The sequence below is a fragment of the Pseudomonas sp. PDM05 genome (genome assembly GCF_014851685.1).
GTDB lineage: Bacteria > Pseudomonadota > Gammaproteobacteria > Pseudomonadales > Pseudomonadaceae > Aquipseudomonas.
Genome location: NZ_JACVAC010000015.1, coordinates 99582 through 112523 on the forward strand (window position 1 = coordinate 99582; position 12942 = coordinate 112523).

The 12942-nt window shown below is 63.3% G+C and carries 7 protein-coding genes; 1 reads left to right on the top strand and 6 read right to left on the bottom strand.

Features of this window, described 5'->3' with window-relative positions:
- Nucleotides 1-60: 60 nt before the first annotated feature.
- Nucleotides 61-1017, top strand: a complete 957-nt coding sequence (locus tag IB241_RS23735; RefSeq protein WP_192300628.1) for a LysR family transcriptional regulator — start codon at nt 61-63, stop codon at nt 1015-1017.
- Nucleotides 1018-1144: 127 nt separating this feature from the next.
- On the opposite strand, the gene IB241_RS23740 is transcribed toward IB241_RS23735, so the two are convergent.
- From IB241_RS23740 to recC, 6 genes are all read right to left on the bottom strand, one after another.
- On the bottom strand, nt 1145-1636 hold the full coding sequence (locus IB241_RS23740) for an OmpA family protein (RefSeq protein WP_192300629.1): 492 nt from the start codon (nt 1634-1636) through the stop codon (nt 1145-1147).
- A 4-nt stretch (nt 1637-1640) separates the two neighbouring features.
- A complete protein-coding gene (locus IB241_RS23745) occupies nt 1641-2903 on the bottom strand; it encodes a diguanylate cyclase domain-containing protein (protein ID WP_192300630.1) in 1263 nt (420 codons plus the stop codon).
- Nucleotides 2900-3466 carry a YfiR family protein gene (locus IB241_RS23750; RefSeq protein ID WP_192300631.1) on the bottom strand — a complete coding sequence of 189 codons (567 nt, stop codon included), beginning with the start codon at nt 3464-3466 and terminating at the stop codon, nt 2900-2902. Before IB241_RS23750 ends, IB241_RS23745 begins: the two co-directional genes overlap by 4 nt.
- A gap of 89 nt (nt 3467-3555) precedes the next feature.
- Nucleotides 3556-5628, bottom strand: a complete 2073-nt coding sequence (gene recD / locus IB241_RS23755) for an exodeoxyribonuclease V subunit alpha (protein ID WP_192300632.1) — start codon at nt 5626-5628, stop codon at nt 3556-3558.
- Nucleotides 5625-9299, bottom strand: a complete 3675-nt coding sequence (gene recB / locus IB241_RS23760) for an exodeoxyribonuclease V subunit beta (RefSeq protein ID WP_192300633.1) — start codon at nt 9297-9299, stop codon at nt 5625-5627. Before recB ends, recD begins: the two co-directional genes overlap by 4 nt.
- Complete coding sequence (gene recC, locus IB241_RS23765; RefSeq protein WP_192300634.1) at nt 9296-12748, bottom strand: exodeoxyribonuclease V subunit gamma; 3453 nt, start codon at nt 12746-12748, stop codon at nt 9296-9298. Before recC ends, recB begins: the two co-directional genes overlap by 4 nt.
- Nucleotides 12749-12942 lie beyond the last annotated feature (194 nt).

Genomic DNA, 12942 nt, shown 5'->3' on the forward strand with positions numbered 1-12942 from the left:
TGTTTTTGGAGTATAGATGTGCAAATCTCTAATAAGAACGCACATAAAAGCCGGACCAATATGCAAAAAAACATCACGTCACTGGGCGCCCTGAACTGGGATGACCTGAAGTTTTTCCTCGAAGTGGCCCGCACCCGCAAGGCCAGCGTCGCCGCCAAGCGCCTGGCGGTGGACTACACCACGGTGTCGCGGCGCATCAGTTCGCTGGAGGTGTCACTCGGCACCCTGCTGTTCGAAAAGTCCCGCACCAACGGCTTCGTCCTCACCCCCGAGGGCCAGCGTTTGCTGGGCTATGCAGAGTCGATCGAAAGCACCCTGCACATGGCCTGCGAGCAGGTTTCCGGCTCTGGCGTGGCGCTGTCCGGGCATGTGCGCATGGGCTGTACCGAAGGGTTCGGCAGCTTTTTCGTCACGCCGCAATTGAGCCACTTCGTCGATACGTATCCGGCAATCTCGGTGGACATCCTGCCCCTGCCTCACTTCATCAGCCTGTCCAAGCGCGAAGCCGACATCGTCATCGCCCTGGAACGCCCGGAACACGGGCCTTACGTGTGCTGCAAGCTGTGCGACTACAAACTGCAGTTGTACGCGACCCAGGAATACCTCGACCAACACCCGCCGATCCGACGCCCGGCGGATCTGGCCGAGCATCCGTTCATCAGTTACGTGGATGACTTGGCGTTCAGCTCGGAATTGTTGTACCTGGCAAACGTGGTGCCCGGCGCCAGCGCCAGCTTGCGCAGCACCAGCGTGATTGCGCAGTACGTGGCAGCGCAGCAGGGACGGTCGATGGCGATCCTGCCGTGTTTCCTGGCGGCGCAGGACCCGCGCTTGTTGCCGGTGCTGGGAGAGGAAATCGCGATTACGCGACAGTTCTGGATGTATTGCCGGGAGGATCTGCGGAAGTTGAAGCGGATTACGTTGCTGTGGGACTACATCCGGGAAGTGACGGAGCAGAACCAGGGGTTGTTGATGGGGGAGACACGAGAGATGGGGTTTAAAGCACACCCCAAATAGAGTGTGGGAGCTGGCTTGCCTGCGATTGCGGTGGATCAGTCGGCACTTCACGGCTGATAGACCGCTATCGCAGGCAAGCCAGCTCCCACAGTTGATTGTGTTTCAATTTGAAAATAGGTGAGTCGACTCAGTCGGCGATCACCACGATCGATACCCGCCGGTTCTCCGTACGCCCTGCCACCGTGGTATTCGGCGCTACAGGTTCGCTGCTGCCCAACCCGCGCAACTGGATGTTTTCTTCCTTCATCCCCACGCCGCTCAGCACCTTGGCCACGCTTTTCGCGCGACGCAGCGACAGTTGCTGGTTGTAGGTTTCCTTGCCCGAGGCGTCGGTGTGGCCGTCGACACGCACCCGTTCGATACCCACGCCGAGCAGGGCCTTGCCAATGCGTTCGACGATTTCGGTACTGGGCGGGTTCAGGCTTTCGACATCGCTGCCAAACAGCACTTTGCCAGACAGGCCAAAGGCCCAGCCGTCGTCGGTGAGTTCAAAGCCTTGTTGCTTGAGCACGGCAATCTGCGCCGGGGTCAGGCCTTTGGGTGGGGCCGTCTGGCAGCCGCCGAGGGCGAGCAGCGCCACCAGGAGGGTGATAAACATAAAGCGCGCGGTCGAGAACAAGGGGTCAACTCCTGTGTTGAACGTTGACGACGGAGGCTTCCGATTCCGCCGTTTGCTGGCCGCCCGAAGACGAGCGTTTGGCCTGGTACATCGCCGCATCGGCGGCATTGAGCAGGGTGCCGGGGGTGGCACCATGATCGGGGTAGAGGGCGATGCCGATACTGAGGGAGGTAAACACCTGGGCCTCTCCCGGCACGGAGATGGGCAGGTCCATACTGGCGATGATGTTGTCGGCGATACGCTGGGCATCTTCCAGTTTGTGCAGGGGCGCCAGCAGGATCGCGAATTCGTCGCCGCCCAGGCGTGCCACCAGGTCATCCTCACGCAACTGCGCACGCACACGGTCGGCGACGGCCACCAGCACCGCATCACCGGCGGCGTGGCCGAAGCTGTCGTTGATTTCCTTGAAGCGGTCGCTGTCGAGGTACAGCACCGCCAGTTGTTCCTTGGCCTTGGCGGCACTGCGCAGGGCGCGGATCAAGCGGCCTTCGAAGAACGCGCGGTTGGGCAGGCCGGTCAGGCTGTCGTGGTTGGCCAGGTGCGCGAGGGTTTCGTTCTCGCTTTGCAGGTGGTTCTGCCAGGCTTGCATCTCACCGAGCAAGGCGTTGAAGTCGCTGCCCAGGCTGTCGAGCTCGGCAATCCGCGCCGGCGGCACGCGGCGGTCGAAATCCCGCTCGCTACGGGCAGCGTGGGCCACGGCGGCGAGGCTTTGCAACGGCCCGGTGATGCCGCGCAACAGGCGCTGGGCCAGGTGCAGGGCAACCCAGGCGCTGAGGGCGGTGCAGATCAGAATCCCGGCCAGGCCGCTGAGCAAGAAGCGCAGCAGGCTGCCGCCGTGGCCGGTCAGGTGGATGCTGCCGATGATGCGCCCTTGGTGCAGGATCGGCTGGCTGATGGGTTGTTCAAGCAGGGTATGCGCCAGCGCCAGCTCAACCCGCGAAAGCATGCCGGTGTCCGGACGCACCCATTGCGCCAGCAACTTGCCGTTGGCATCGAAGACTTCGGCCTGGGCCACTTCTTCGGTGGAGGCAATCAGACTGAGGGCCTCGGTGGCCGCCGCGCTGTCGTTGAACACCACCGCCGCTTCCACGGTGTAATTGATCGAACGCGCGATCAGGTGCAGGTTGTGTTCGGCATAGACACGCAGCGCCAGCACGCCGAGCAGGGTCAAGGACACACTCGCCAGAATCACCGCCACCAGCGCCAGGATCATGTGCCCACGGCCGATGACCGAACGTAGGGTCGGGCGTTCTTTCAGCGCGGTCATGACTCTGGCGCCCTGCGTCGGGACAGTTGCAGCACACTCGGGTGAATGCGCACGCCGCTGCGCGCCACCGAGTCGAGATTGACTTCGAACGACACCTGCTCATCCCCTACCCGCAGGCAGAACAGACTGCCGACGGTGCACTGGTCGCCACCTTCACTGATGCTCAGCACCGGGTGGCCGATCAGCGAGGCAAACAACTTGCTGCGTTCATCAGCGCTGAGTTTGCCGATGTATACGGCGTTACAGGTATTGACGATGTCGGGGTGATCGGCCAGCAAGCGCTGGACCAGCACCGGACGGCCGGTGGCCTGGGTGGTGCCTTTGATCAGGTCGTCGGTGTACTGGGTGGGCCCGACGATGCACAGCCGCAACTGCGCAGGTTCCACCGGCCAACGGGCGTAGCTGAGGATACCGAGTACCACCTGGGTGACGGCCTGGGCGCGATGATCCGCCGGGCTGGGCGCCTGGGCAAACACGCGGGGAGCGAGCATGCACAGAACCGCCGTCAGCAGCATGTGTCTCCAGCTCAAACGACGCTCTGTAGGCGAGACAGCCACGTTCATGCAGCGTTTCTCTCAGGACTTGTCACAATGATGCCGCAACGATAGCACAGCGACGGAAACCCCCGCGATATAGCGCCATAAATGACCTATCAGTCAGGTTTTTGCGCCACATGCCCCAACTCCAGCATCAGCCCGCTCAAGCGCTTGACCTTGCGCCGCACGGCCTCTTCAAATACCCCGCCACGGGGTTCGATCAGGCTGAACCAGCGCTTGGCCCGGGTGATGCCGGTGTAGATCAGTTCTTTGGTCAGCACCGGGTTCAACGCATCCGGCAGGATCAGCGCGGTGTGGGTAAATTCCGAGCCCTGGGATTTGTGCACGGTCATGGCGTACACGGTTTCCACATCGTTCAGACGACTGGGCAGAACAAACCGTACACCACCCTGGCCATCGTTACGTGGGAAAGCGACGCGTAGCACCTGGGGCCCACCGTCACTTTCGGGCAGCTTGAGGGCGATGCCAATGTCGCCGTTCATCAGGCCCAGGCCGTAATCGTTGCGGGTCATCAATACCGGGCGGCCTTCGTACCATTGCTCGTCGCCGTCGATCAGCCGCGCTTTGCGCAAGGCGGCGGTGATGCGCAGGTTCAGCCCTTCTACACCCCACGGGCCTTTGCGCACGGCACAGAGCAGTTGGAAGGCGTCGAAAGCCTGCAATAACTGTTGTGCCCAGTCGATCCAGGCATTGTCTTCGCGCGGGGTGTCGAGGGCGGGACGCGCACTGCGCAGCAGGTCGAGGTAGTAGCGATAACCTCTGGCGCCGTCACTGCCCTGCCCGTCCAGGACCAAGCGTTCCAGGGCGTGGTCGTGTTCCCCTTTGAGCCTTACGCAAGCCAGGTCGGCGTGGCTGCCGGCATTCAACAGCTCACGGGCTTGCTCGGGGTTTTGCTGGTTGACCCAGCGGGCGAGCTGACCGATGCCGCTGCCTTCGCCGAAACGCCGCGAGTAGCGCAGCATCACCACTTGCTGGGCCAGGGGATGGCTGGCGTCGCGGTCTTCCTCCAGGCCGCTGGCGCTGAGGTCTTCGCCGCTGACCGCTTGCAGCCATTGGCGGGTGTCGGCGCTGTACCAGCCGGCTTCGGCGTCGCGGCACAAGTCGCCAAGCACTGCGCCCGCTTCCACCGAGGCGAGTTGGTCCTTGTCGCCCAGCAGCACCAGCCGTGCATGGGGCGGCAAGGCGTCCAGCAGGTTGGCCATCATTTCCAGGTCGATCATCGAGGCTTCGTCCACCACCAGCACATCCAGGGGCAACGGGTTGCCCAGGTGATGACGGAAATGGCGCGTCCCCGGGCGGCTGCCCAGCAAGCGATGAACTGTGGTGACCTGGGTCGGGATTTTTTCGCGCACGTCGTCGGGCACGGTCAGCGACTGGACTTGCTGGCTGATGGATTCGGTGAGACGCGCCGCCGCTTTGCCGGTGGGCGCGGCCAGGCGAATGCGCAACGGGCTGCCGGCTTCTACCGCCGGCGCTTGCAGCAGTGCGAGCAGGCGCACCACGGTGGTGGTCTTGCCGGTGCCGGGGCCGCCGGTGACGATGCTGAATGCACCGCGCGTGGCCAGGGCACAGGCGAGTTTTTGCCAGTCGATCACGCCGTCCGGTGGCGGCTGGTCGAACAGGCCATTGAGACGCTGGGGCAAGTCGGCAGCGACGCTTTCCTGGGTGGCGAGGCGACGACGCAAGGCGCTGTCGATGCGCCGCTCGTAAGTCCAGTAACGACGCAGGTACAGGCGCGTGCCGGCCAATACCAGCGGGCGGCTTTGCGCGGCCTCACTGGCGTCGACGGCCTGGGCCACCAGGCGACTGGCAGCCAGCGCCTGGCACCAGTGGCCACCGTCGAGGCCGTCGAGCAGTTGCGACGGCAGCACCATCGCGCCGGTCTGCAGGTCGCCTTCGGGCGGCAAGGACAGCGCGAAGTCCGGCGCCTTGAGGGTTTCGAACAGGTCCAGGCAGACGTGACCGTGGCCCAGTTGGTGGCTGGTCAATGCAGCGGCCAGCAGCACCAGCGGGTCGGCCTGGGGATCGAGTTCGTGCAGGAAGCCGACGAAGGCCTTGTCCAGGGCGCGCAGCCAGCCGCGGTCAACCCAGCGCTCCAGCAGTTGCACGAGGTCGGCGGCGCGGCTGAGGGGGTCCAACGCCTCCAACGGCAATGGCGACAGGCTCATAGCAGAACTCCTTGTTCCCAGGCGGGCTCAACCTTGGGTGGGATGGGCTTGCCCTGAAACAACAGGTCCAGGCTTTCGATCAGTTCGCGCGGCGGGCGGGTGAAATACGCGCCATGGCTGGCGGCTTGAACGCCGCGCAGGAACACGTAGAGCGCACCGCCGACATGGCGGTCGTAGTCATAATCGGGCAGGCGTGCCTTGAGCTGACGGTGCAGGGCCAGTAGGTAAAGCACGTATTGCAGGTCATACCGATGCTCGAGGATCGACTGCTCCATGGCTTCCAGTGTGTAGGCCGAATCGTCGGGGCCAAGCCAGTTGGATTTGTAGTCGGCCACGTAATAGCGGCCGTCGTGTTCAAAGGTCAGGTCGATAAAGCCCTTGAACATGCCGTTGAGCAGCACCGGTTCGGCGGCGACCCGGGACACTCCGTTGTGGGTGGCCTGGCACACCAGCTTGTCGAGGGCGAGCACGTCGACTTTGTGGCTGGCGAACCAGAACTCCATTTCGATCTGGTACTGCTGCAGGTTGCTGAGTGCGACCTGATCGTTATCCACCGGCAGCGGTGTGTGCAGCAACTGGCCCAGCCAGGCGCTGAGGGTGGTGATCCAGCCTTCCCAATTGCGTCGATTGCAGCGCGCACCAACGGCTTGTTCGATGGCCTGCGGGGTGACGTTGAAACCATCTTCGCCAGCCCATTCCAACAGGCCGTGGAGAAAAGTCCCCGGATTCGGACCGCGTGGGAAACGGTGAATGTCACCGCCGGAAGCCGCCACTTCGCGCGGCGCATCCGGGTCGAGGCGCTCGTCATCGAACAGCTTTTGCGCCTGTGGGCTTTCCGGGGCTTCAAGGGTGGCCACGCTCATGCTGTCGCCAATGCGCAGGGCGCTGTAGGACGCGATCCACCAGTTCTCTGCCGCTTTGCGTTTGGGCAGCAATGGTGCGAGCAAGGTGGCTTCGTTGCGCGGCGGGTGGAAGAGGATGTCTTGCGCGTCGGGCACGTGGCCGTAGTGTACGGCGGGGCAGCCTTCCTGCAAGTCCAGCAACCAGCGCGCCAGGGCAGCGGACTCACCCAGCGCAGCACCGGCGCCGAGCAAGTAGCCCAGCGCCGAGAGATGTAACACCGAGCTGCTGCTGTTGCCGCGCTTGAGGTCGGCGATACCGAGCCAACAGGCGTGCTTGGCGCGGGTCAGGGCTACGTAGAACAGGCGCAGGTCCTCGGCCAGGCGCTCATCGTCGGCCTGGGTGATGAGCTCGGCGGTCGGGCGCAGGCTGACTTGGGGCTTACCCTTTTCATCGTGGTAGTGCAGCGGCAAGCGCGTGCCGTCCACCGGTTTGGCCGAGCAGATGAACGGCAGGAAGACCAGGTCGTACTCCAGGCCCTTGGACTTGTGAATCGTCACCACTTTGACCAGTTGCTCATCGCTTTCCAGACGCAGGATCTGCTCTTCCCCGGCCTGCCCCGACAATGCCAGGTGTTCGGCCAGGTGGCGGATCAACGCCTGTTCGCCGTCCAGTTCCGAGGCGGCTTGTTGCAGCAGTTCACTGAGGTGCAGCAGATTGGTCAGCACCCGTTCGCCGTCGCTGCGGGCGATCAGGGTTTGCGGCAATTTGAAGTCATGCAGCAAGCGCCGCAGCATCGGCAGCACGCCTTGGGTACGCCAGATCGCGCGGTAGCCACGGAACTGCATGACGCGGGTTTCCCACGCCAGTTCGTCCTGGTTCAGACGCTCCAGTTCCGGCAGTGACAGGTTCAAGGTTACGCAAGCCAGGGCGGCGCGCAGCGGGCGCTCGACGTCCGGCTCGGCGCAGGCCTTGAGCCAGGCCAGCAGGTCATGGGCTTCCTGGGCGGCGAAGACCGAGTCCTTGTCCGACAGGTACACGCTGCGTACGCCACGGGCGGCCAGTTCGGCGCGCACGGCTTGGGCTTCCTTGCCATCACGCACGAGGATGGCGATGTCTGACGGCAGCACCCCGTTGAAACTACCATCTGGCTGTAGGAAACCTGCTGTGCCCTGCTGCCCGCCGTTGAGCAGTTCAGCAATCTGCGTGGCACAGGCGCCAGCCAGTTGCTGGCGATAGACCACAGTGGAAATCGGTTGGTCGGTGGGCAGGTGCCACAGGTTCATCGCCGGCAGCGTCTGGCCATCGACCTGCAACAGCTCCTTGCGGCCTTGGGACAAGACCGGCTGGAACGGCACCGGGTTTTCACCGTCCGGCTTGCGGAAGAGAAACGCGCCACGGCCGCTTTCGGCACGTTGGAACACGTGGTTGACCGCCTCGACCATCGCGTGGCTGGAGCGGAAGTTGGTGCCCAGGGTGTGATGGCGCCCGGTAGTGGCCTCGCGTGCGCGCAGGTAAGTGTAGATGTCGGCGCCGCGGAAGGCGTAGATCGCCTGTTTGGGGTCGCCGATCAGGAACAGGCCGCTGTCGAGGTGGTTTTCTTCGATGCGGTAAATGCTGTCGAAGATGCTGTATTGCACCGGGTCGGTGTCCTGGAATTCGTCGATCAGCGCGACCGGGAACTGCTCGCGGATCACACTGGCCAGGCGCTCGCCGCCGTCGGCCTGGAGCGCGGTGTTGAGGCGCGTGAGCATGTCGTCGAAGCCCATTTCGGCGCGGCGACGCTTTTCTTCTTCGAAGCGTTTGCCGACCCAACCGGCGGCGTGTTGCAGCACAGCGGCATCGGGGGTTGGCAGCGCGTCGAGGGCGGCCTTGAGGCCGGCCATGGCGTCGATGCCAGGGTGCTGCGGCGGCTCGCCCTTCCAGGCTTCGGCCATGCCGTCGGGGCTCAGGCGCGTGAAGCCGGTGCCGATGTCGAGTTGCTCAAGGGTTTCGTCAGCGGCCCAGGCGCTGATTTTTTCGAACCAGGGCTCGAAGTACCGCGCCTGCATCTTGCGGCCGTCGACGGCTTTGGCGGCCACGGCTTGCAGGCAGATGTCACGCAGTTCGTTGGCCCATTGTTGCCAAGGTGCCTTGAGTTCGATCAGCGCTTCGCGGCGTTCCTGCAGGCAGGCGTTGATCAGTTCGGCAGGGTCGCGGCTTTCACCGCTGGGGCGTTCGCTGCCAAACAGTGCGCGCACCCGCGGCATCAGCGCAGCGGGGCCACCCCAGTGGGTGCGGACCCAGTTGAGCGCATCGTCGTGCATCGGGTAGCAGAACAGTCGCCAGTAATCGCGCAGGACTTCGCCAAGCAAGTCGCTGTGGTCGGTTTCCAGGGTTTGAGTGAACAGGCTGCCGCTGTCGAACGCGTGCTCGCGCAGCATGCGCTGGCACCAACTGTGGATCGTCGAAACCGCGGCTTCGTCCATCCATTGCGCGGCGATGTCCAGGCGGTTGGCGCAGGCGGGCCACTGTTCGGGCAGGTATTGGTTGCGCAGGTCGGCGATCAGCGCATCGGGTTGCTGGATTTCGTCGCGAAAGTAGCGCGCGGCTTCGGCCAGGCGGATGCGGATACGCTCGCGCAGCTCCTTGGTGGCGGCGTCGGTAAAGGTTACGACGAGGATTTGCGGTGGCAGCAGTTCGCGGCCAAACCCGGACTCTTCGCCACCGTGCCCCAGTACAAGACGCAGGTATAAGGCAGAAATGGTGAAGGTCTTGCCGGTGCCGGCGCTGGCCTCGATCAGTTGGCTGCCTTTGAGCGGAAAGGCCAGGGCCAAGGGTTTGCTGCTCATGCGCTGGCCTCCTCGCTGGTCAGTGATCGCCATGCTGCGTTCATCAGCGGGCGATACAGGGTTTCGCAGCAGCCTTCGAATTCGGCGCTGGCGATGAGTGTCGCGTAGTCGGGGAATTGGCGGGTGAGCGCAGGGCTTTCGCGGCGCTCGCCGTCGGTGTTCACGCCGTCACCTTCGTAGGCTTTGCTGGCTGCGGCGTCGGCTTTGGCCGGGTCGGTTTGGCCGAGCCAGGCGAAGGCGGTCTTGACGGCCACGGGGAGCGGCTTTTGCATCCCGCGATGCCAGGCCTGGAGCAGCTTGCGCAGGATGTCCTGGGCGGTGGATTTCTCCAGAGGGGCCAGCAGCAGGGTGTCGTCGCTGGCGACCAGGCCGGTACTTAACGACAGGCCACAGGCGCACGCGACCACGTGGTTGACCCAGGGGCGGATCAGCCGGTGCCACTTGCGAGTCTTGATCGAACCGATGCTGTTGGGAATAGTGGTCACGCTAAGCAATCCGCCATCACTGCGCCGGTGCAGGCCGCTGATCCAGCCTTCCAGCTGAATGCCTTGATGCTCAAAACTGATCGGTTCAGCACCGATGTGTGGCGTGGGCCAGAGAGCCAGCAGTTGTTGGTAACGTTGCAGCAGGTCGGGCAACGGCTCGATTAATTCATTGCGCAGGCATTCGCCAAAACCGACCATGGGCAGCAGGCCACTCCCTTGCAGGCGCAGGGCTTGGGCGTTGAGGGCCTGGTCAGGATGATCGGGCTCGGCCAGTGCCGCGTTTAACAAACTGTCGCTGAGGCTGTAGCGTTGCAGGGCGTCGAGAACGAAGGGTTCTTCATCGGCCAGAGGCACTTCAGCGGCCTCGAAGAACACTTTCAGACGCTGGCTGAAGAAATGTTTGACCGGGTTGCGCAGGAAGTCTTGTAACTGGCCGAGGCTCAGGGGTTCTTCCTGGTGATGCTCCGGCAATTGTTCTGCTTTGGCTTCGACATCAGATGCTTCGTGCAGCAACTGCCATTCGCGAGCGTAGCTGAACAGCGCGTCGCCTTCGTGGAAGTAGCGGGCGCTGAAGGGTTGCAGCGGGTGTTCCTGGGTCATGGCCTCAAGCAGCGGTTCGGCGCTGTGGGCGTGGTGCCAGCCGCTGGCGAGGTGGTCGCGCAACTGACCGATCAGCACCGAGGCCGGGCGCTCGCTGTTGTCGCGGATGCTGCGGCCGACCCAACTGATGTAGAGCTGGTCGCGCGCCGAGAGCAGGGCTTCGAGCAGCAGGTAACGGTCGTCTTCGCGGCGTGAACGGTCGCCGGGACGGTAGTCGCTGCCCATCAGGTCAAAGTCCAGCGGCGGCTGGGCGCGCGGGTAGTCGCCGTCGTTCATGCCGAGCAGGCAGACAAGTTTGAACGGGATCGCTCGCATGGGCATCAGTGTACAAAAATTGACAGCTCCAGCGAGGAAGCGTTGGGACAGGCGGCCTTGGTCCAAGCCAGCCAGCCAAGCCTCACGGACTACGGTGAGCGGTAACTCGTCCTGTAGGCCTACGGACTCGCAGGTTTCCAGCCAGGTTTCGCGCAGCTGTTCGAGTTGGCCCAGCAAGTAGTCGTCGTGCTCGCTGCTAGGCAGGAAGAACAGTTGCATCAGGCGTTGCAGGCGCTCGCCCCAGACCTGGGGGGTTGCCGACTCGGACAGGGTTTTATGCGCGTCATTGAGGGCGTCGAGCAAGGCGACCAATGGACCGATGAGGGCGGCATCCAGGCCGCCGATTTCGTCGTAGGGTTCGATGCCTTCGCAGGACGCGCCGTTGCCTACGGCGTAACCAAGCAACATCCGACGTAGGCCGAATCGCCAGCTGTTTTGTTCCAGTTCTTGTGGCAGCCCCAGCCCTGCGCGTTGCTGCGCATCAAGCCCCCAACGAATTCCGGCGCCTTCGATCCAGCGGTGCAGCGTGGGTAGGTCGCGCTCCTTGACGGCGAAGCGTTCGCGCAGGGCGGGCACATCGAGCAGGTCGAGGATTTCGCTGACCGGGAAGCGGCTGTCGGGGAGTTTGAGCAGGTGTTCGACGGCGATCAGCAAGGGATCGCGGCCGCGTTGGCCCTGGTCTGTCAGGGTGAAGGGGATGAAGCGTGGGTCGTTGCGTTCCAGCTGGCCGAACACGGCACGGATGTGCGGCGCGTAGCTGTCGACGTCGGGGACCATGACGATGATGTCTCGCGGGCGCAATGCGGGGTCGGCGCTGAAGCGTTGGAGCAGTTGGTCGTGGAGGATCTCCACTTCGCGCTGGGCACTGTGGGCGACGTGGAAGCGGATTGAGGTGTCACGCTCCAGGTCGACAGCGGGCCAGAGTTCGCGGGTTTCGTTGAGTGGGCGCAGTTCGAGGATGTCGTCCTGGAGTTGGTTGAGCAGCGTGGTGGGTTCGCTGTCGCTGAACAGGTCGATGCGACCGTCGCGGAATGCGGCGCGGTAGCTGTTGGGATCGTCGTAGCTGTCGAGCAGGCTGATGTAGTCGCGGCCTTGTTTGCCCCAAGCGGCGAGCAACGGGTGGGCGTGCTGGTGCAGGGTTTGCGGGTCGATGGTGAGCGGCATGCCGGCTTTGCGTGCTTGGCGCTTGTATTCGTTACGCAGCAAGTCTTTGTCGGCAACGATGTCGGACCAGTGGTGACGGCAAGGGTTGTGTACACAGAGCAGGACTTGGCTGAAACGCGCGAGGCCGGCGAGTGCTTCCAGTGCTTGGGCGGGCAGCGATGAAATCCCAAACACGATCACCCGCGAAGGTAGGCCTGGGGGGGCCGTTTCAAGGGTATTGATGCGCTCGATGAAACGCTGGTGAACGCCGGCACGGCTTTCGGCCATGCCCTCTGCGCCGACATCCAGCAATAGCGCACGCCATAGTTCGGCTTGCCAGCAGTTGGCTGGGTCGAGGGGTTTTGACTCGCCTCGGCCGTTGCGTAATTGGTGGCTGCCTGCGGCCCAGTCCTCAAGCCAGTCGGCGCGGTAAACCTGATATTGGTCGAACAGGTCGGCCAGGCGCTCGGCGAGTTGGTAGCGTTTGCGTAGGTCGGTGTCGTGGGTGAGGAAGCGTTGCAGCGGCTCGAAGTAGGGTTGACCGATGAGTTCCGGGAGCAGGCGCATGAGGCGCCAGGTCAGTGGGGCTTTGTCGAGCAGGGACTTGAGCGGGATTTCGTCACGGCCGAGGACCATGCGGTAGAGCTGCCACATGAAACTGCCGGGGAGTTGCACGTCAATTGCTGCGGCAATACCACAACCGCCCATGTCGTCATCTTCCGGGTCTTCGGCCAAGGCCAACTTGAGCCATTGGGCGATACCGTTGCTTTGTACCAGGGCGATCTCGTTTTCAAGCGGCGCCAGGGGATAGCGACGCATCCAGCTGACGACCAGGCTACGCAGTTCATCCAGGCGGTTGCCATGAACCACCATGAATCCAGCACTGAGAGACGTCGCATCCGGCATAACGGCTTCCTTGGGAAAAGCAAAATCGAGGCGTGGACTTTAGCATTGAAGGCCATGGCAATGGCCCTCTTCGCACTTTTCGACCGCCCAAAACAAAACCCCATCTGCTTTCGCAAATGGGGTTTCGGAATTTAATCTTGACGATGACCTACTCTCACATGGGGAAACCCCACACTACCATCGGCGATGCATCG